Annotated in this window: 12 protein-coding genes and 1 CRISPR repeat array; of the genes, 11 read left to right on the top strand and 1 reads right to left on the bottom strand. The window is 69.6% G+C overall.

Going from position 1 to position 21,304, the window contains the following annotated elements; genetic code table 11:
* Positions 1-39: 39 nt before the first annotated feature.
* Genes drmD through cas2e form a run of 11 tightly spaced genes read left to right on the top strand, consistent with a single transcriptional unit; the run spans position 40 to position 18,463 of the window.
* Positions 40-3,240 (top strand): DISARM system SNF2-like helicase DrmD, encoded by a 3,201-nt coding sequence (drmD, locus tag ASE67_RS14585; protein ID WP_055763020.1) that lies wholly within the window; start codon positions 40-42, stop codon positions 3,238-3,240.
* Complete coding sequence (locus tag ASE67_RS14580) at positions 3,237-7,172, top strand: Eco57I restriction-modification methylase domain-containing protein (RefSeq protein WP_235511927.1); 3,936 nt, start codon at positions 3,237-3,239, stop codon at positions 7,170-7,172. The genes drmD and ASE67_RS14580 overlap by 4 nt, the downstream gene beginning before the upstream one ends.
* Complete coding sequence (drmA, locus tag ASE67_RS14575) at positions 7,169-10,633, top strand: DISARM system helicase DrmA (RefSeq protein WP_055763016.1); 3,465 nt, start codon at positions 7,169-7,171, stop codon at positions 10,631-10,633. Before ASE67_RS14580 ends, drmA begins: the two co-directional genes overlap by 4 nt.
* Positions 10,630-12,489, top strand: coding sequence for a DUF1998 domain-containing protein (drmB, locus tag ASE67_RS14570; RefSeq protein WP_055763014.1), 1,860 nt, complete (start codon positions 10,630-10,632; stop codon positions 12,487-12,489). The genes drmA and drmB overlap by 4 nt, the downstream gene beginning before the upstream one ends.
* Before the next feature lie 58 nt (positions 12,490-12,547).
* The gene (locus ASE67_RS14565; protein ID WP_055763011.1) at positions 12,548-14,038 is read left to right on the top strand and encodes a hypothetical protein; all 1,491 of its coding nucleotides are present in this window, start codon (positions 12,548-12,550) and stop codon (positions 14,036-14,038) included.
* Positions 14,028-14,552 (top strand): type I-E CRISPR-associated protein Cse2/CasB, encoded by a 525-nt coding sequence (locus ASE67_RS14560; RefSeq protein ID WP_055763007.1) that lies wholly within the window; start codon positions 14,028-14,030, stop codon positions 14,550-14,552. Before ASE67_RS14565 ends, ASE67_RS14560 begins: the two co-directional genes overlap by 11 nt.
* Before the next feature lie 11 nt (positions 14,553-14,563).
* Positions 14,564-15,775, top strand: coding sequence for a type I-E CRISPR-associated protein Cas7/Cse4/CasC (gene cas7e / locus ASE67_RS14555; protein ID WP_055763004.1), 1,212 nt, complete (start codon positions 14,564-14,566; stop codon positions 15,773-15,775).
* A complete protein-coding gene (gene cas5e, locus ASE67_RS14550) occupies positions 15,772-16,503 on the top strand; it encodes a type I-E CRISPR-associated protein Cas5/CasD (protein WP_200922238.1) in 732 nt (243 codons plus the stop codon). Before cas7e ends, cas5e begins: the two co-directional genes overlap by 4 nt.
* On the top strand, positions 16,500-17,267 hold the full coding sequence (locus ASE67_RS14545; protein WP_082457166.1) for a type I-E CRISPR-associated protein Cas6/Cse3/CasE: 768 nt from the start codon (positions 16,500-16,502) through the stop codon (positions 17,265-17,267). The genes cas5e and ASE67_RS14545 overlap by 4 nt, the downstream gene beginning before the upstream one ends.
* Complete coding sequence (cas1e, locus tag ASE67_RS14540) at positions 17,268-18,152, top strand: type I-E CRISPR-associated endonuclease Cas1e (RefSeq protein ID WP_055762998.1); 885 nt, start codon at positions 17,268-17,270, stop codon at positions 18,150-18,152.
* Positions 18,152-18,463: a type I-E CRISPR-associated endoribonuclease Cas2e gene (gene cas2e, locus ASE67_RS14535; protein ID WP_055762995.1), complete on the top strand. Its 312-nt coding sequence runs from the start codon at positions 18,152-18,154 to the stop codon at positions 18,461-18,463. The genes cas1e and cas2e overlap by 1 nt, the downstream gene beginning before the upstream one ends.
* A 58-nt stretch (positions 18,464-18,521) precedes the next feature.
* A CRISPR array of direct repeats spans positions 18,522-19,465; the repeat unit is 29 nt; unit sequence GTCTCCCCCGCACCCGCGGGGATCAACCC.
* Positions 19,466-20,057: 592 nt separating this feature from the next.
* Here the strand turns inward: cas2e and ASE67_RS14530 are convergent.
* Positions 20,058-21,083, bottom strand: a complete 1,026-nt coding sequence (locus ASE67_RS14530; protein WP_082457165.1) for a beta-N-acetylglucosaminidase domain-containing protein — start codon at positions 21,081-21,083, stop codon at positions 20,058-20,060.
* Positions 21,084-21,304 lie beyond the last annotated feature (221 nt).

Here is a 21,304-nt window from a genome sequence, read left to right as displayed (position 1 = left end):
ACCCCCTCCCCCACCCTCATCAGGGAGAGGGGAACCACCATGGCCAGCCACAGCGGCATCCGCCCGGTCCAGCCGGGGATCGGCCAGTTCGTGTCGCTGCGCGGACGGTTGTGGATGGTCGAGGGGCAGCCCGACGGCCCGTATGACGGCCACCGTCTCGCCTGTATCGACGACGATGCCAGCGGCGAGGATGCCCGCGTGCTGTGGAGCGCGGAGGTCGACGCCCGGCTGCATGATGAAGAGGCATGGGCTTCGCTCGGGCGCGAAGGCGCCGTCGGCGGCGGCGATGCCGCCAGCTTCTCGGCCTATCTGCGCACCGTCCGCTGGCGCACCGCGACGGCGGCGGAGCGCGATCTGTTCCAGGCACCGTTCCGCGCCGGCATCCGGCTCGATCCCTATCAGCTGCTCCCCTTGCGCAAGGCGCTGCGCCTGCCGCGCGTCAACCTGCTGATCGCCGACGATGTGGGCCTCGGCAAGACGGTCGAGGCGGGGTTGGTCCTGCGCGAGCTGCTGCTGCGCCGCCGGGTCGACTTCACCGTCGTCCTCGCGCCCGCCGCGATGACCACCCAGTGGCGCGACGAATTGCAAAGCAAGTTCGGCCTCGCCTTCGAGATCATCGACGCCCGCCATCTGGAGGCGCTGCGCCGCCGTCGCGGCTATGGCGCGAACCCATGGGCCGCGGGATCGCGTTTCATCCTGTCGCACCGGCTGCTGGGCGACGAAGCCTATGTCGCGCCCTTGCGCGACGTGCTGGAGGATTTCCGCGCGCGATCGCTGCTGATCCTCGACGAAGCGCACCACGCCGCGCCGGCCGGCGGCGGGCGCTATGCGATCGAAAGCCAGTTTACGCGTTCGCTGCGCGACCTTTCCGACCGGTTCGAACATCGCCTGTTCCTGTCCGCCACGCCGCATAACGGCCATCCCAACAGCTTCGCGACCCTGCTCGAACTGCTCGATCCGCAGCGGTTCACGCGAGGTGTGCAGGTCCGGCCCGCCGACCTCGAACCCGTCATGGTCCGGCGGTTGAAGAGCGACCTGCGCGCGCTGGGCGAGCGTTTCCCCGAACGGATCGTCGAACCGATCGTGATCGACGGCCTGCCCGACGACGCCCCTGAACTGGTGCTCGCCGCCATGCTCGCCGACTATCGCCGGCTGCGGGAGGCTCGGATCGCCACCCTGCCCCCGGCGCGGCGGGCACAGGCGCGCCTCAGCTTCGTCGGGCTGCAACAACGGCTGCTCTCCTCGATCCCGGCCTTTGCCCGCACGCTGAAGGTCCATATCGACGGCCTCGACCGCGCCATCGCGGGCGCGGCGGCGGCGATAGTGGCTGAGGACGTCGAACCCGACGCCCCCGACCTCGCAGGCCAGGAGGATGCCGCGCTCGACCTGCTCGCCAACAGCGAAGACGCCCGCGCCCAGGCCGAAGCGCTGGCCGGGGCGCAGGACGCTGCGCCCGCCACCCTCGCCGCCGAACGCGCCCATGCCGCCGCGATGCTGGCGCTGGCCGATGCCCACCGCACCGGCACCGATGCCCGCGTCCGCTGGCTGCTCGACTGGGCGCGCGATCACCTGCTCGACACGTCAGGCGCCTGGCGTGACCGGCGGCTGATCCTGTTCACCGAATATGAGGATACGCGCCGCTGGCTCCAGCGCCAGTTGTCGGTGCTGACCAACCCCGCCGACCCGGATCAGGCTGCACGGATCGACAGCTTCACCGGCATCACCTCGACCGAACGGCGCGAGGATATCAAGCGCGCGTTCAATGATCCCGCCAGCCCCTTGCGCATCCTGATCTGCACCGATGCCGCACGCGAAGGCATCAACCTGCAATCGGGGTGCCACGACCTGATCCATGTCGACCTGCCGTGGAACCCGTCGCGGCTGGAACAGCGCAACGGCCGGATCGACCGCAAGCTGCAACCCAGCGATACCGTCACCTGCCGCTACTTCACCTATGCCCAGCGGCCCGAGGACGTCGTGCTCGACGCGCTGGTGCGCAAGACCGAGGCGATCCGCCGCCAGCTGGGGTCCGCCGGACAGGTGCTGGGCGACCGCATCGCCGAAAGCTTCCGCAGCGGCATCGACCGCGACGGGGCGCGCGACCTCGCCACCCGCATCCGCGATGCAGAGGCCGACGCCCGCGTCGCCGCCGCCGTCCGCGATCTGGACGACGGTGCCGATGCCCGCCTCGCCCGGCTCCGGCGCGAACAGGCCGACCTTGCCGTCGCATTGGAAAGGGCACGGACGCGGGTCGGCGTGGACCCCGCCGAATTGCAGTCGGTGGTCAAACTGGCGCTCCACCGGTCGGGCGGCGACTGGACCATGCCCGGCGCGATCGGCACCACCCCGGTCTTCGCGCTCGACGAACCGCGTCTGGCCGGCGACCCCAGCTGGACCCCGCTGATCGACGAACTGCGCGCCCGCCCGGCCAGGCCCGGCGAGCGCCCCGGCGAATGGCGCGCCAGCCCCGACGCCGCCGTCCGCCGGTTGAGTTTCGCGCCCGCGATCCTCCACGACGGGCGCGATGCGGGCGATGTGGTGCAGTTGCACCTCGAACACCGCCTCGTCCGCCGGCTGCTCGGCCGGTTCCTGTCGGCGGGGTTCCGGCAGGGGCTGGAGCGGTGCTGCGTCATCCGCACCGCAACCACCGCCTCCCCCCGTGTCGTCCTGCTAGGCCGCCTCGCCCTCTACGGCGAACAGGCGGCGCGGCTACATGAAGAGGTGCTGAGCGTCGCCGCCGACTGGCGCGACGATGCGCCCCTGCGCGCACTGGCCGAGGGGCGCGAGGCCGAGGCGCGGGTGCTGGACGAACTGCTCGCCGCGCTGCGCGATGCGAACGATGCCGACCCTGATACGGTGCGTCTCGCGACCGCCAACGCGGCCCGCGACGTCGCCGACCTCCGCCCGGTGCTGACCGAACGCGCCGAGGCCCGTGCGGCACGGGTCGCGCACGACCTCACCCGTCGTGCCGCTGCCGAGGCGCAGGGGCTGGAAACGCTGCTCAAACAACGCATCGCCCGCATCCTGCGCGAACGGGGCAGCGATAGCGGCCAGCTCGACCTGCTGCTGGACCCCGCCGAAGCGCGGCAGCGCGCCGCCGACCGCCGCTCGTGGGATCGCGCCGCCACCCGGCTGGACGACGAACTGGTCCGCGAACCCGAACGGCTGCGCGCCGCCGCCCGCATCCACGCCACCCGGCTGGAACCGATCGGGCTGGTCTATCTGTGGCCGGCGGCATGAACCCGGCCAGCGGCCCGCACGACTGGATCGGCTATCTCCAGCCGGTCGGGCTGGTCGTCGCCCCCGCCGCGCTCACCCGGATCGGCGCATGGGTCACGCCGCAGGATGCCGCCGACGGCGCCGCCGTGACGACCGTCCTTGCCGGGTTCGACCACGACCCGTGGCCATTCTTCCGCGACATCCTCGGCTGGCCGGCGGTGCGGGTCGCGGGCGCGCCCGATGGCCCGCCGTTGCCCGACACGCTGCGGGTGACCTTCCCCGAACTCGACGTCTTGCTCGAACCGCATTGGGCGGTGCTGGCGGCGGACGGGGCCCCGCAACTGCTGGTGCGGATCGAGGCACCGGACCTGTTGCTCGACCGGCGCGGCACGCTCGACGGGTGGGAGGCGACCGCGCAGCAGCGTTTCGAACGGCTGCTCCGCGAAACCGGCATCGGTGCGGGCATCCTTATCGGCGCGCGCGAAACCGGCCGGCGGGAGGGCGCGACCACCGAAGCCATCCTCCGTCTCGTCGTCACCCCGCGCGGCGAGGTGTCGGGGCATATGAGCTGGCCGCTCACCCCCTTGTCCGACGTTGCCGGGCGCGGGATGCTGGGCGGGCTGAAGCTGCTGCTCGACGGCCACGCGCTGTTCACCGGCCCGCCCTCGCACCGCCTCCCCGCCCTCCTCGCCGAAAGCCGCGCGGCGCAAGCCGATGTGTCGACCCGCCTTGCCGGACAGGTGCTGGCGTCGCTCCACGAACTGCTGCGCGGACTGGACGCCGCCGACCCCGCGCGCGTGCGGACCTTGGCGCAGGACCGGCCGCAGCATCTCTACGAAGGGCTGCTGACCGTCCTGCTGCGGCTGGTCTTCATCCTCTATGCCGAGGATCGCGCGCTGATGCCCTCGCAGCCCGGCGGGGCGGCGGCGACCCTGTATGAACAGGGTTATGCGCTGGGCGCACTCCACCTGCGGCTGCGCGACGATGCCGCGCTCTATCCCGACGTGATGGACGAACGGCGTGGCAGCTGGGGGCGGCTGGTCGCGCTGTTCCGGCTGGTCGGGCGCGGCGATCCGTCGGGCTTCATGCAGGCACGCGGCGGCAAATTGTTCGACGAGGACGCCTTCCCCTTCCTGCTCGGCCGCGACGCGCCGGGCGATGCGGAGGCAGTACTGCCGGTCGGCGACGGCTGCGTCCTGCGCATCCTCGACGCGCTGCTGATCGACCGGGGCGAACGCATCGCCTACCGCGCGCTCAGCGTCGAACAGATCGGCTCGGTCTATGAAACGGTGATGGGCTTCACCGCACAGTGCGCGCCCGCCCCGATGCTGGCGATCCGCGCGGGCAAGGCGAACCGCGTGCCGGTCTGGGTCGACCTGTCCGCGCTGGCCGCGCTGCCCGGCGGCGAGCGGGAGAAATGGCTGAAGACCACCACCGGACGCGGCGCATGGCCGACCCAGGTGTCGCGCGCACTGAAAACCGGCACCGACACCGCGGCCCTCGCCGCCGCGCTCGCCCCGGTCGCCGACACCCGCGCGTCACCCGGCGGCGCGCCGGTCGCGGCGGGCACCCCGATCCTGCAACCCACCGACGAACGCCGCCGCACCGGCAGCCATTACACCCCGCCCAGCCTGACCGGCCCGATCGTTGCCCACGCGCTCGCCCCCGCCTTTGCCCGGATCGGCCCCGACGCCGGCCCGGCCGACGTGCTCGACCTGAAAGTCTGCGACCCCGCCGCCGGATCGGGCGCGTTCCTGGTCGAAGCATGCCGCCAACTGGGCGAACGGCTGGTCGCCGCGTGGACCCGCTGGCCCGCGCAGCGCCCGACGATCCCGGCCGACGAACATGAACTGCTCCACGCCAAACGGCTGGTGGCGCAACACTGCCTGCGCGGCGTCGACCGCAACCCCCTCGCCATCGACCTCGCCAAGCTCTCGCTCTGGCTGGAGACGCTGGCGAGTGCCCACGAATTCACCTTCCTCGACGCGGTGCTCCGTTCGGGCGACAGCCTGGTCGGCCTGCCCAACCCGAACATCGTCGCGGTAACCTGGGGCAAGGTGTCGCGCCAGCACGGCTTCGTCGAGGCGATCGTGCAGGGCGGCATCGCCGCTGCCGCCGAACTGCGCCGGCTGATGCGGCAGGAGGCGGAGATCGCCCCCTATGCGACGCAGGAACGCCGCAACCTCGCCGCGACGGAGGCACTGCGGCGCGCACACCGGATCGCCGATGCGGTCCTCTGGTCGTTCTTTTCCGGCAGCAACGCGCGCGACCGCCTCGCCCGGCTGGCGGAGGTGCAACAGGCGGTGCTGGCCCCCGACGACATCGGCTGGGACCGCCTCGCCACGCTGCAGCAGGCACTGCACGCCGATCCGATCGGGATCGAGGGCTTTCACTGGGAACTGGCGTTCGACGATGTGTTCAGCCGCCCCAATCCGGGGTTCGACGCGATCATCGGCAACCCGCCGTTCGCCGGCAAGAACACCATCGCCGCCGGCCATGCCGCCGCCTATCCCGACTGGCTGAAGACGCTGCACGACGGCACCCACGGCAATGCCGACCTCGCCGCCCATTTCTTCCGCCGCGCCTTCAGCCTGTTGCGCACCGGCGGCACCTTCGGCCTGATCGCGACCAACACCATCCGCCAGGGCGACACCCGCGACAGCGGCCTGACCCGCATCCTGGAAGACGGCGGCACCATCACCCGCGCGGTCAGCCGCCACGTCTGGGAAGGCGAAGCGGCCGTCGTCGTCGCACAGGTCTTCGTCCTGCGCGGGCCGGACGATGGCATGCCGGTGCTGGACGGCCGCCCGGTGCGCCGCATCTCGGCCTATCTGATGGAGGGCGATCTGGACGGCTCGCCGGCAGCGCTCAAGGCCAATGCCGGGAAATCGTTCATCGGCTCGTTCCTGCTCGGCATGGGATTTACCTTCGACGATGTGAACGCGGCGAAGGGCAAGGCGACGCCGCTGCACGAAATGCACCGGCTGATCGCCAGTGATCCGAAAAACGCCATCGTCATCAAACCCTATCTGGGCGGAGAGGAAGTCAACAACTCTCCAACCTTGGCGCATCATCGCTATGTCGTTGATTTCTTTGACCGGCCGTTGCGTCGCGCAGAAGACGATTCCCGCTGGTCGGAACTGAGCGCTATCGTGCAACAGGATCAGCTCCGCCTTGGAATTGTCGCCACCGACTATCCGCTATCCGTCGCAGCGGACTGGCCCGACTTGCTCGGGATCGTGCGCACGCGGGTAAAGCCGGACAGGGACCGACAGGATCGACCAGCGCTCCGACAGCGATGGTGGCAGTACGCGGAGAAACGTCCTGGACTCTATGCCGCGATCGCCGGGTTGCCGGTGGTTCTGGTCGTGAATTGTGGGGCGACGCCGCATATGGCTTTTGCTCGGCTGCCAAACGGATCAGTGTATTCGCACACGACGGCCGTCTTTGCCCTCGATACGATGGCCGCCTTCGCCACGCTCCAATCCCGCGTGCACGAGGTCTGGGCGCGCGCCTTCGCGTCCTCGATGAAGGACGACCTGCGCTACACCCCGTCCGACTGTTTCGAAACCTTCCCCCTGCCCCCGGCCTTCGCCACCGACCCCACCCTCGACGCCGCCGGCCAGGCCTATCACGACCACCGCGCGCAACTGATGATCGCCCGCGAACAGGGCATGACGCCCACCTACAACCGCTTCCACCGCGCGACCGACACCGATGCCGACATCGCGACCCTGCGCGACCTGCACGCCCAAATGGATCGCGCGGTGCTCGCCGCCTATGGCTGGGACGACCTCGCCGTCGAGGCATCGCCGGTGTTCCTCGATCCCGAAACCGAAGACGACCACCGCTATCGCGGCCGCCTGTTCTGGCGCGCGCCGCTGCGCGACGCGGTGCTGGCACGGCTGCTGCGGCTGAACGAGGAACGCGCGAACATGGAGCGGATGGCATGAACGCAGCCGAAATACGCAGCGAGCTGGTCGCCCGCCTCCGGCGCAACCTGATCGGCCCCGGCGAGGCGGATGACGCCGATCTCGTCACCGAACGCCTGCCGCCGGGTGAAAGTCCGTCGCGCTGGTACCTGTCGGGCTATATCGCGCCCTCGGGCGAACTGACCGCCGGGACCGACGACACCCCCGATGCCGAATGGGATGAAATCGACGCGCTGCTCCCCGACGAAGGTTTCGGCGCGGGCGGTGCGGCGGGTGACCATGACGAGCCGGAGGCACCCCCGGCACGTCGCCGCTTCCTCCCCAGCACCATCGGCCTGTCGACCATGGTCGACGCGTCCGTCGATACGCTGGCGGTCACGATCGACTGGGGCGACTATGCCCCCGAACCGCCGTTGCCGCCCGACATGCTGGAAAGCGGCGCGGAGCCGCACGGCACCTCTATTGGCTGGCGGCGCGTGCCCCGCCACGCCACCGAAACGCTGCGCGTCCCACGCGAGGCGGACGGAATCACCCGCGTGCCCCTTATCGGATCGGCCGCCACCGCCCGGCCCGGTGGCGCGCTGGAACTCGCCATCCGCGCCCGCCCGTTCGCGCTGGCCCACGCCGATGGCACCACCCGCGACGTGCAGGTCGTGACGGTGTTCCTTGTCAACAAACGGCTGGAGCCACCCTCGCGCTACCGCGACCTCGCCTATGCCTATCAGGTGCGCCTGACGCTCGACTGCGCCACCGGCTTCGTCGCGCAGCACGACCTGTCGCGCATCACCCGCGACGATTGGGACGACCAGCTCGCCGACCTGCAATATCGCGACAGCGCCGCCTATGCCGTCGGCCTCGGCTGCGCGACCGGCCATGCTGCCGATGCCGATGATATCGTCCGCCGGGTCCACACCACCCACCTGCCCCGTGCGGCGGTCGAGCGCACCGTAGCCGCCAGCGTCGCCGACGTGGCGTTCGGCATGGACCATTTGGCCACACTGGCAACGGGCGACGGCGCGACCCTTGCTGACGCCCTGCAACCGCTCGTCACCGCCTATCGCACATGGTCCGCCGAGCAGCATGTCGCGGCGACCGCCGCCGACATCGCCACCGCCCCGCAACGCGTCCGCACCGCCAGCCAACTGATCGTCGATCAGGCGACGGCCTGCGACCGGATGGCCGCCGGCATCGCGCTGCTGGCGCGGGACGCCACCGTCCGCCGCGCCTTCGCCATCGCCAACCGCGCCGTCGCCGATGCAACCCGCGCCCGCCGCCCAACCGACACGCACCCCGCATGGCGGCCGTTCCAGCTCGCCTTCATCCTCCTCAACCTGTCGGGCATGGCCGATCCGCGCCATGGCGACCGCGATACCGCCGACCTGCTGTTCTTTCCGACCGGCGGCGGCAAGACCGAGGCGTATCTGGGCCTCGCCGCCTGCACCATCGCACTGCGACGCCTGGGGGCCAGCGGCCTGCTCGGCGCCGGGGTCGCGGTCATCATGCGCTATACCCTGCGTCTGCTGACGCTCGACCAGCTCGGCCGGGCGGCGGGGCTGGTCTGCGCGCTCGAACTGCTGCGCACCGGGCCGGACTATCGCGACGATGCCGGCCGGCCCTTGCTCGGCGACTGGCCGATCGAAATCGGCCTGTGGGTCGGGTCGGACGCCAGCCCCAACTGGCTGGGCGGCAAAGGCGACAAGCGCGACGGCACCGCCGTCAAGCGCGTCCGCGCCTACACCACCGGCCGCGACAGCCGCGCCCCCGCCCCGATCAAGGCCTGCCCGTGGTGCAACACCCCCTTCACCCCGCACAGTTTCCGCTGCGTGCCGAACAGCGACGCGCCGACGAACCTCGAACTGCGCTGCGTCAACCACGCCTGCGCCTTCACCGGCGACCGCGCGCTGCCGGTGGTGACGGTCGATCAGGCGATCTACCGCCGCCTCCCCGCCTTCCTGATCGCCACGGTCGACAAATTCGCGGCGCTGCCATGGAATGGCGCGGCGGGCGCGTTCTTCGGCCATGTCGACCGCGCCGACGACAGCGGCTTCTACGGCGCGGCCGAACCCGGCAAGGGCCGCGCGCTCGACAACGGCCACAACCTCATGCCCCCCGATTTGGTGGTACAGGACGAACTGCACCTGATCTCCGGCCCACTGGGCACGGTGGCGGGCCTGTACGAAGCGGCGATCGACCGCCTCGCCTCGCGCACCATCGACGGACAGCGCATCCGGCCAAAGATCGTCGCCTCGACCGCCACCGTCCGCCGCGCCCGCGACCAGATCCGCGCGCTGTTCGACCGCCACGACACCCGCATCTTCCCCCCGCCCGGCATCGACCGCCGCGACAGCTTTTTCGCGCTGACGAAGCCGGAAAGCCCCGACGATCCGGCACGCTGGTATGTCGGCATCGCGGCGGCTGGACGCGGGCCGAAACTGGTGTTCCTGCAAACGCTGGTGACGCTGCTCGGCGCGGCGCAGGGGCTGGCCGATGCGGATGGCGCCGATGAAGGGAATGGGGCCGACGCCTATCGCACCGCGCTCTGCTACTTCAACGCATTGCGCGAACTGGGCGGTGCACGGCGCATCGTCGAGGATGAAGTCGCCGCCCGTCTGACCGATTATGGCGACCGCCGCCGCCGGGTCGAACCGGTCGATCACCCCTTCGGCAATCGCGCGCTTGGCGAACCGGTCGAACTCACCTCGCGCGTCTCGACCGATCAGGTCGCGGCGGCCAAGGCGCGGCTGGAAACCCGCTTCGACGGCACCGGCGAACCGGTCGACGTGGCGCTGGCGACCAACATGATCTCGGTCGGCCTCGACATCGATCGGTTGGGGCTGATGCTGGTGCAGGGCCAGCCCAAGACCGCGGCGGAATATATCCAGGCGACCAGCCGCGTCGGTCGCAACCCGGCGCGCCCGGGCCTCGTCGCGGTCGTGCTCAACGTCCACCGCCCGCGCGATCGGATGCATTTCGAACAATTCGGCCATTTCCACGACACCTTCTACCGCGCGGTGGAGGCGACCAGCGTGACGCCATGGTCGGCGCGCGCGCTCGACCGGTCGCTGGCGGCGGTGGTGGTGGCGATCGCCCGCCATCTCGACCCGAGCCTCACGCCGTCCAGCGCCGTCGCCGCACTCGCCAACGCGCCCGACACCCGCGCGGCGGTGATCGCGCATCTGGTCGACCGTGCGCCGGAAACCATCGACGGCGGGCGCGACCGGCTGGCGGCGACCATCTCCGGCCTGCTCGACGACTGGATGATGCTCGCCGATCAGGGCACGATGGCCGGTGGGCGGTTCAGCTATGACGACCGGCCCCACCGGCTGCTCCATCCGCCGCTCGACCCGGCGCTCGCCAATCTCTCCCCCGCCCATGCGCGGTTTCAGGCAGGCTATAGTATGCGCGATGTCGAACCCGGCGTGCTGGTGAAACCACGCGGCCCCAATGGCGAACGCGTCAGCGGCGCGGGCGACATGGCATGAACGGCAAGCGCATTACGCTCCGCCAGTCGCAGCTGGTCTTCGGCTTCGGGCCCGGCGCGATGGTCGACCTGCCGACGCGGTCGGTCGTGATCGGCGGGCTGGACCTGTGGCACATGCGCGAACGCGGCAGCTGGCGTCCGGTCCACGAACCGCGCGCGGTCGCCGTGCTCGAAACGCTGCTGCGCGCGACCGGGCGGCTGGCCGACGATGTGCAACTCACCCTGCGCACCCCGCCCGCCGATGACGAGGCGCGCGCCGGCAATGGCGAACCGCCGGGGATCGAGGCGCGCATCTTCCCCGCATGGTTCGTCGCGCGCGATGCGGAAACGGTGGGCGACACCCGCCGCCGCCGCCTCGTCCGCTGGCAGGATTTGAACCCCAAGGGACGGGCCGACTTCATCGACGATGACGGCCGGCGCGTGGCCGTCACCCCGATCCGCTTCGTCGCGGGCTGTCACAAGGGGCATCTGCAGGACATCGACTGGTCCTACGCCGTCCATGTCGACCAGCCCGGCCGCTGCGTGCAGCCTTTGTGGCTGGAGGAACGCGGCACCTCGGGCGACCCCGCCTCGACCCGCATCACCTGCGGCTGCGGCGCGGCGCTGTCGCTGCGCGATGCGCAGGCCGATGGCCGCTTCGGCAAATGCCGCGGCCGCCGCCCCTGGCTGAACAAGGACGAAGCCGATTGCAGCGAAAACCTGCGCTTCCTCACCCGCACCGCGACCAACGCCTATTTCCCGCAGGTGCTGACCGTCATCTCGCTGCCCGCCGCCGAAGACGAACTGACGCGACTGGTGGAGGGGCAGATGGACGCGATCGACTGGGTAACCACCGAAGCCGAAATGGCCCTCGCCCGCCGCGCCAACCCGTCGCTGCGGGCGGCACTGGAGGGGTGGAGCGACGCCGACATCGTCGCCCGCGTGGCGCAACTGCGCGCCACCGGCCACCAGAACCTGGCAAAGGCCCCCAAGGTCGCCGAATTCGACCTCCTCGCCTCCGGCCTGCCCGAAATCGGCGCGGACACCCCTGACGCCCGCCTCCACGCCCGCACCCTGACCCGCGACCAGTGGGACGGCGACCGCCCCCGCCTGTCGCCGATCGCCTCGGTCGTCGCGGTCCACCGCCTGCGCGAGGTCGCCTGCCTCTACGGCTTCACCCGCTTCGAAGCCGCCCCTACCGCCATCGACGGCGATCTGGAGGAACTGCACATCGCCGTCGAAGGCGCCGCCCTCGCCACCGACCTCGACTGGCTGCCCGCGGTCGAACAGCGCGGCGAAGGCATCTTTCTGCGCTTCGACGCCGAAGCCATCGCCGACTGGCTGGGCAAGCCCGCCGTCATGGCCCGCCACGAAGCACTCTGGAGCGGCTGGGAACGCTGGCGCCAGGGACAGGCGTACGGCGACAAGCTGCGCTTCCCCAACCTCGCCTATTACGCGATGCACGGCTTTTCCCACGCGCTGATGAACGAGATCGCCCTCGACTGCGGCTATCCCGCCACCGCGCTCAAGGAACGGCTCTACGCGATCCTCGAGGAGGACGGCCCGCGCTACGGCCTGCTGCTCTACACCGCCTCGACCGGCGCACAGGGGACGTTGGGCGGCCTCGTCGCCGTCCTCCCCCGTCTGGGCGCCATCGCCGAGCGCGCGCTCGACCGGCTGGCGCTGTGTTCGGGCGACCCGATCTGCGCCGAACACGACCCCGACCATCACAGCGACGAACGCGCGCTGAGCGGTGCCGCCTGCCACAGCTGTCTGCTCGTCGCCGAAACCTCGTGCGAGGCCCGCAACCTCTATCTCGACCGCGCGCTCACCGCCCCGACCGTCCTCACCGATGCGACGGCGCTGTTCCATGGCTGAGCCTAAAGGCTTGACGCCGCCCGACGATCCGGCTCCCATGCCCCCGGCGGAGGGGTGCATGATCGGTTGGCAGGACGAACGGGGCGACACGCATCGCGGCAGCCTGTTCGCGGCATTCGCAGCGCTGGCGAGCGGGCAGGCATGGAGCTTCCCCGCGCTCCGCCCGCACCAGCGCGAGCCGTGGCACGCCTTCACCGTGCAGGTCGCCGCCCTCGCACTGATCCACGCCGGCACCGACACGCTGCCCACGACCGAAGCCGCATGGCGCGACCTGCTCCTCGCCCTGACCCCAGACCAGCCCGAGGCTTGGGAACTGGTCGTCGACGACTGGTCGAAGCCCGCCCTGCTCCAGCCGCCGACCACACAACCCGCCGACCGCGCCGCCTACAAGAACCGCGTCCCCACCCCCGACGCGCTCGACATGCTCGTGACCGCCAAGAATCACGACCTGAAGCAGGAGCGCATGATCGCCGCCGATGACGAACACTGGCTGTTCGCCCTCGTCACGCTGCAAACGACCGAAGGCTTTCTCGGCGCCGGCAACTACGGCATTTCCCGCATGAACGGCGGCTTCGCGAGCCGCATGAGCCTCGGCATCCGCCCGGCGGGTGGCGCAGGCCGAGCGTTCCGCCGCGATGTCGAACGCCTCGTCGCCGACGCCCGCGCCCGCCCCGATCGCCGCACCGGCACGACGCTGCTGTGGACCCTGCCCTGGGACGGCACGACCTCGCTCGACTACAACAAGCTCGACGAACTCTATGTCGAAATCTGCCGCCGCATCCGGCTGCGGCGCAGCGGCGACGCGATCGAAGCCTGCACCGCCGGGTCGAAATGCGCCCGCGTCGCCGCGTCGGAACTGAAGGGCAAGACGCGCGACCCCTGGGCACCGATGAAGGCCGACGGCTCGACCAGCCATACCCCCACCGGCGCGGGCTTCGGTTATCGCCAGATGGCGACCCTGCTCGACAAGGCAAAGATCACCCGGCCCCCCCTTGCCGAGCCCCATCCCGACGACGACCGCGACGGCCTGTCGATCGTCGCCGCCGCGCTGGTCCGCGGACAGGGCAAGACCGAAGGGCTGCACCGCCGCGCCATCCGCGCCCCCGGCGCGCTACGCGACGCCGACGGCAATCGCCTGCCCCTCGACCGGATCGGCGTGGTCGCGAAACAGCGCGCCGAGGAAGGCTATGAAGCCAGCCGCCGCCTCAGCCGCGCGCTGATCTCGCTGGTACAGGGCGGCCCCGAACGCGCCCGGCTGGACGATGATTCCGCCAAGAAAAAGATCGAACGCTGGATGACCCGCTTCAACGAAGCGGTCGACGGCATCTTCTTCGCGTCCCCCTTCTGGGCGGAAGTCGCCGCGAGCGAGGAGAACCACCGCATGGCATGGCGCGAAACGCTGCGCGACCTCGCGACCGACCAGTTCGCCATCGCCGCCGAAGCCGCGCCCGGCACCGAAGTCCGCCGTGTCCCGGCCCGCGCCCGCGCCGGATCGCTGCTGCACCATGAAATGAAGAAATGGGTCAAGGAGGCCGAACATGGCGAGTAACCCCGCCGCCGCGAGCGCACCGAAGCCCGACGACTGGATGACGCTGGTTTCCCGCCACGTGCATGGCATGTCGAGCGGCGACCGCGCGGCGCTGCGCCGCATGGAACTGACCAGATCGCCCGCCGCCGATGCCGTCGCGATCAAGACGCTGCTCCGCGCGCAGGTGCCCGAAGCGCGGATCAAGGACGACTGGACCCGGCTGCGCCTGATCGGCCATTTCGCCGGCCTGCTGTCGGGCACCGCCGCCCTGTATCCGCATGACGAACGGCGCGGCGTCGGCGCGGCGCTGTTCGAGGCGAATTTTTCCGAAAAGCGCCTGCTGCGCCTGCTCGCCAGCCGGGGGGAGGCGCTGGGCGACCAGCTGGCACTCGCCGTCCGCATCCTGTCGCGCGAACGGCAGCCGGTGAACCTGTGGGACATCTATCATCTGCTGGGCGGCGATCCGGTCAAATCCGACGCCGCCCGGCTGCGCATGGCACGGCATTACTACGCCGCGCAGGCCAAATCGAACTGAGGGGATTTCGCATGACGACCACCGCAACCGACCGCATCGTGCCGAAATTCATCCAGATCCATTTCCTAGCGGCATGGCCCGGCGCGTTGCTCAACCGCGACGATGCTGGCCTTGCCAAGCGCCTGCCGTTCGGCACCGCCACCCGCACCCGCGTGTCGTCGCAATGCCTGAAGCGCCACTGGCGCATGGCCGACGACCCCCGCGCGCTGCACGAACTGGCGAAGCAGAACGGCGTGGAGGGCGTCCGCTCCAAACAGGCGATCGAGCGCGACGTCACCGGCCCCTTACGCACCCGGTTCGACAAGGACATGGTGGATGCGGTCGAGGAAGCCTTCATCACCAAATTCTATGGGAAGAACGCGAAGGACAAGCAGCAGCGACAGGCCCTGCTGTTCGGCCGCCCCGAACTGGCATGGCTGGCGTCGGAGGCCGAACGCCTGCTCGCCGAAAGCGCCAGCGCAGCCGGCGTGAAGGCGGCGGCGGAAATCTGGGTGAAGGAACAGAAGAACAATCTGAACCAGTTGCGCGACCAGAATTTGCTCGCCGCCTCGCTGGAGGCCGCGCTGTTCGGCCGCATGGTGACCAGCGATACCCGGGCGAACCGCGACGCGGCGATCCATGTCGCCCATGCCTTTACGGTGCACGCGATGCAGACCGAGACCGACTATTTCACCGTCGTCGACGACCTGAGCGACCGCGAACAGGGCGACGATGCCGGCGCGGCGGGCGTGTTCGACACCGAACTGACCTCGGGCCTCTACTACGGCTATGTCGTGGTCGACGTACCGCTGCTCGTCTCCAACCTGACCGGTTGCGACCGGAAGGACTGGACCGGCGACCACGACCGCGCGCTGGCCGCGCAGGTGGTCGAGCATCTGGTCCACCTCGTCGCCGAAATCTCGCCGGGCGCCAAGAAGGGGTCGACCGCACCGTACAGCCGTGCCGAACTGGTGCTGGTGGAGGCGGGCGACCGCCAACCGCGCACGCTCGCCAACGCCTTTCGCGATGCGATCGCGACCGATCACGATCCCGAAGGGTCGCTTGGCCATCGCACGGCGCAGGCGATGGCAAAGCACCTCGCCGATTATGACAGGCTGTACGAAACCGGCGAGGCGCGTCGCCTTACGGCAATGCCGGACCTTACCATTGACGGCATCGCCAACGGCCCCCTGCGGGAGCTCGCCGCTTGGGCCGGATCGATCGTGCGGGACGCGGCTGCGTGAAACACCTGCTGCTCGATTGCGACGCGCCGCTGATGAGCTTCGGCGGCGATCTGGTCGATGCCTATGGCGTGGTGCGCGATTTTCCGGCGAAGTCGATGGTGGCGGGGCTGTTCGCCAACGCGCTCGGCTGGGAACGCCATGACGTCGATGCCCATGCCGCGTTGCAGGCGCGGCTGGTGATCGGATCGGCGCGCGTCGGCGAAGGGCAGCGCGACCGCGAGTTCCAGACCGCGCAATTGGGCGCGAACGATCGCGGCTGGACCACGCGCGGCCGGGTGGAGGGGCGCGCGGGCGGTGCCGACACCTATAAATCGCCGCATATCCGCTATCGCGACATGGACGCCGATGCCCGCGTCCTGATCGCCTGCCGGCTGGACCCCGCCGACACGGCACCCGACCTCGACACGCTGGCCCACGCCCTGCAACGCCCCGAACGCCCGCTGTTCCTCGGTCGCAAACCCTTCCTGCCCTCGCGCCCGCTGCTGCTGGCGGTCGTCGATGCCGACACGATCCTCGACGCGCTGGCGCAGGGATGTGCCCTTGTGGATACGCCCCTTCCCCCGTCGATCCGCGCGCAATGGCCCCATGGCGAACCGACCGGTGGCGTCGTGACCCACGACGCGCAGGTCGAGGAGCTGACCGACGAACGCCACTGGCCCGCCGGGGTCCATGCGGGCTTGCGCCGGGTGGTGCAGGGCCGGCTCGACTGGCCACAGGTGACGCCATGACGCTGCACCTCGTCCGCATCTCCGTCAATGTGCCCGCGCTGGCCGGCTTCGCGGTCGCGCGCCGGCTGGGCGATGACGATTTCGGCTATGCGCTCCACGCCGCGCTCACTGCCCGGTTCGGCGATGCCGCGCCGCGTCCGTTCCGCTTCCTGCCCGACCATGAAACGGGGCCGCATCTGCTTGGCTATGTCCAGGACCGCGCCGCGTTCGACGACGCCGCCGCGCTGCCCCCCGCCGATGCGGCGCTGGACGCGCTGTTCGACGCCCCCCGGCTGCGGCCAATGCCGGAGGCATGGCGCGAAGGGGCGCGCTACGGCTTCGAAGTTCGGGTGCGTCCCGTCGTCCGCTTCGGCAAGAGCGTCCGCGCCGCCCGCACCGACCGCGCCGGCGGCTGGCTGGCCGGCGCGGGCGAGATCGACGCCCATACCGCCGCACGCGAACGCGCCGAACGCGCCGGTGACGACCCCGATCTGGTCGACCGGGCGGCGGTTTATATCGACTGGCTGGCGGGTCGTCTCAGCGGTGCCGCGACGCTCGACCATGCCGACCTGCGCCATTTCCGCCGCACCCGCACCCTGCGCAACACCCATCGCAGCGAAGGGCGGCGCACCCACCGGGTCGAGGGGCCGGACGCGCTGATCGGCGGTACGCTGACCATCGCCGATCCGACCGCCTTTGCCGCACTGCTGGCCAAGGGGATCGGGCGCCATGCCGGGTTCGGCTATGGCATGGTGCTGCTCGCACCGCCGGGGCGGGCCGGATAGATGCTGTCGGGTCGCCTCGGGCTGGAAAAGGCGCGCATCCCCCATGCCGATCGGCAGGGGCTGGTGTGGCTGGATCGCGGGCGGCTGGAGGTGGAGGACGGGTGCCTGCGCTTCGTGACGGCGGGTGGCGGCGCGCTTGTCGCGGGCGATTACCAGATTCCCTATCACGCCATCTCGATCGTGCTGCTGGGGCCGGGGTCCAGCGTCACGCACGACGCGCTCCGGCTGCTGGCGCGGCATGGCTGTGCGCTGGCGGCGATCGGCGACGGGGCGGTCCGCTTCTATACCGCGCCACCGCTGATGCCCGACAGTTCGGCACTGGCCCGCGCGCAGGTGCGCCGCTGGGCCGATCCGAAGCTCCGCATGGAAACCGCGCGGGCGATGTACGCGATGCGCTTTGGCGAGATCGTCCGCACCCGCGACATCACCGTGTTGCGCGGACAGGAGGGGGCACGGATCAAGCGCGCCTATGTGATGGCCGCCGAACGCCACGGCATCGCATGGAACGGCCGCCGCTACGACCGCGAGAACCCGGAGGGCGGCGACCTTGCGAACCAGGCGATCAACCATGCCGGATCGGCGATGACCGCCGCAGCGGCAGTCGCGGTCGCCTCGACCGGCGCGATCCCGCAACTGGGCTTCGTGCATGAGGATTCGGGGCAGAGCTTCGTGCTGGATATCGCCGACCTCTATCGCCACGACGTGCTGCTCGACATCGCGTTCGGCGCGGTGCGGGAGGCGCGGGCGCACGGCGCGCCGCCGATCGAACGGCTGGTGCGCAAGCGCGCGGCGCTCCTGTTCCGCCAGCGCAGCGTGATCCCCGGCATGATCGACCGGATCAAGGCGCTGGTGATGCCCGGCGAGGCGGCGGGGGCGGCGACCTGATGCCGCTGACGGTCGTCATCACCCGCGACGTGGAGGACCGCTATCGCGGGTTCCTCGGCTCGGCGATGCTCGAACTGGCGCCCGGCGTCTATGCCCAACCGCGCATGAGCGCCGGCGTCCGCGGCCGTATCTGGACCGTGGTGGAGGAATGGCACGGCCGGCTGCGGCGCGGCAGCATCGTGATGTGCTGGGCCGAACCCGCATCCGCCGGCGGCCTCGGCCTGTCGGTGCTGGGCGAACCCCCGAAAGACGTAATCTCCCACGACGGCATATTATTGGTCCGCCGCGCCCTGGCCTCCCGCCAGGTTTAACATCATCATCCCAACAGTCTTTGACATAGTAAACAACTTCCGTAACTTAACGCCTAGAGTCTCCCCCGCACCCGCGGGGATCAACCCTTCACCTACCTGCTGGCAGACACCGACGCGACGTCTCCCCCGCACCCGCGGGGATCAACCCGGGCGGTTCAGCGGAGCGAGGGCTGTGATCTGGTCTCCCCCGCACCCGCGGGGATCAACCCCTCGGTCGACATGGCAAACCGTCCCTTCACGAGTCTCCCCCGCACCCGCGGGGATCAACCCTCGATGCCGCCGCCAAGAAGCGAGAGCAGGACGTCTCCCCCGCACCCGCGGGGATCAACCCTCACCTTCGTCGGTGAAGATCGCCCATTCGATGTCTCCCCCGCACCCGCGGGGATCAACCCTGAACCGCCGCGCGATCCGCACCTTTGCCGACGTCTCCCCCGCACCCGCGGGGATCAACCCGTGACAAAATGCGTACAGCAGCAAAGCAGGCAGTCTCCCCCGCACCCGCGGGGATCAACCCCCCGTATGACCCCCACGAACGACGCGCCGGTGGTCTCCCCCGCACCCGCGGGGATCAACCCCTGATGGCCGAGCGGGAGTACATCCCCGGCCTGTCTCCCCCGCACCCGCGGGGATCAACCCGGGCCGGATTGACGGACTGGTGGCGCTTGCTAGTCTCCCCCGCACCCGCGGGGATCAACCCGGGTTGTGCGAGGTCACCTTCAGCGGCGAGCAGTCTCCCCCGCACCCGCGGGGATCAACCCCGCGGTGACGATCGCCATCGCCGATGGGACCGGTCTCCCCCGCACCCGCGGGGATCAACCCCCGGGTACGGTAATCCCCCGCTGCGCGCCCGGGTCTCCCCCGCACCCGCGGGGATCAACCCTCACCCGGACCGGGAGCGAAGAGGGGGATTGCGTCTCCCCCGCACCCGCGGGGATCAACCCGGTGGCGATCCGATGGGAACCGGCCCGATCGAGTCTCCCCCGCACCCGCGGGGATCAACTCTGCGGCGCCAAAATCACCTGCGACATTTGGCAGCCGCCGTATAAAACCGTGCCCACACGACGCCCACCGGCACTACACAAAATTCTTCGAACCAACCAGCGACGAATGAGCACTTGAAAATATTAAGTAATTTCATGCCCAAATTTGGCAAATCCGTCAACATGACGCCGAATACGGCTACACTAAATTCCCTGTCAAATGCTGCCTAAGCATGCGACATTCTTTGCGATCAAATACGCTTGCCTAAAACATTAATTATGCCATTGAGAACGCGAGCATTGGGAAACGCGGGACCAGCCACCCCAGTATTTCGCTAATGCCTTTCTGCCTGAAATTTCAATAAAAACTAGAAAATCCTACGTTAAATGGTACCATACAGAACCATTTGCGATAGAATGACAGGAAAACTAAGCCAATTCATCTAAAGCACCACCAGTATTAGCCGGAACCATCCGCCAAGCAAATTGACGACGACCATAGAGGTGTTGCGCAGGAACATGCGCCTACCTCAGCCATCCCTGCGCCGAGTTTGACGACCAGAAGCGCCACCCTGCCCACCTATTGCGTCAGCACTTCGGCATCCGACATCAAATCACAGCCCTCCAACCATCGCACCACCTCCTCGGTGGCGGTGTGTGTGGGGGTAGTTTGGGATGGGGATATTCAAGCGGTCCTGGCCCGCATCCTGAAATTTCAGCAGGTCGCGCTGGAGCAGGTCGGCCAGTTCGCTGCCCAGCAGCGTGGTGGCGGCTTCGGTGAAGGCGGCGGCGTAGCGATAGTCTTCGCCGAGGCGGTAGAGCATCGGCAGGGTCAGCGCGGGGATGCAGGTCAGGCGCGCCTGGATCGCGGGGTTGATCGCATGGCCCGTCAGCCATGGCGCGATCGCCGCGCTGCGCCCGGTAAAGGCGCGCAGGTGGAGGTGGCGCGACATGCGCGCGCCGTCGTTGACCGGATAATTGTCCCACAGACACACCCGCCGCCCGAGCGCATCGGCGACGCGGCGGAGATGGCCGACCCCGATCTCCTTCGAACACACCTCTTCCCCGGTCCAGTAGACCTGCACGGCAGGGTCGAGCATCCGCCCGAGATCGCCGAGATAGTCCACCGGCCGCGCGCCGAACACGCGGTCGAGCACGGGATCGTCGGAATAATAGGTCGGGCACATATAGACCCGCGTCGCCCGGGTAATCCCGGCACAGAAATTGACGACATCCGCCTGCCACGCCGCCAGTTCGGGCAGGTCCCCGCGCAGGTCGTCGAACAGGATGGCGAGGTCGTCGATGCCGATCGCATCGAGATCGGCGATGCGCCGCGTGAGGTCGGCGCGCACCGCATCGTCGAAGGGATGGGTCGAGCCGATCGGGGTCAGCGCCATGCCGAAGCGCATACCGGCTGCGCGAACCTGTGCCGAAAGCTGCGCCAAGGCTGCGGTTTGCGCCGCGTCGTGCGCGGTGCGCCAGGACCGGCGGAGCGCCGCATCCGCCTTTGGACCATAATGGTAGAAGCTGTAACCGGCGGCAGCGAGCGTTTCGACGACATAGCCGCGTTCGTCCGGGGTCCAGAGGCGGCCGAAGCGGCCCTCGATCATGCCGAGGTCGGGAAGTGCGGGTTCGGTCATGGGCGACATAGATACCAGCTGCTATGGAATGACAAGTGGCATCATAGTGGCTTCGTCTGCTCACCTGTTGGCAGGACGAACACTGCCGTGACAATATCCAGGGCCTTCTGCGACGGTGACTGTGACGTGCTCCCCGGGAATCATGCCACTGGTAAGTTAGCTCGTCAGATGGAGACGAGCGATGCGGCGAGGCCGTTTTACCGAGGATCAGATCATAGGCG

The organism is Sphingomonas sp. Leaf23, assembly GCF_001421585.1.
In the GTDB taxonomy this organism is placed as follows: domain Bacteria; phylum Pseudomonadota; class Alphaproteobacteria; order Sphingomonadales; family Sphingomonadaceae; genus Sphingomonas.
The sequence above is the reverse complement of the archived record's forward strand: the minus strand, read 5'-3'. Positions and strand labels throughout refer to the sequence as shown.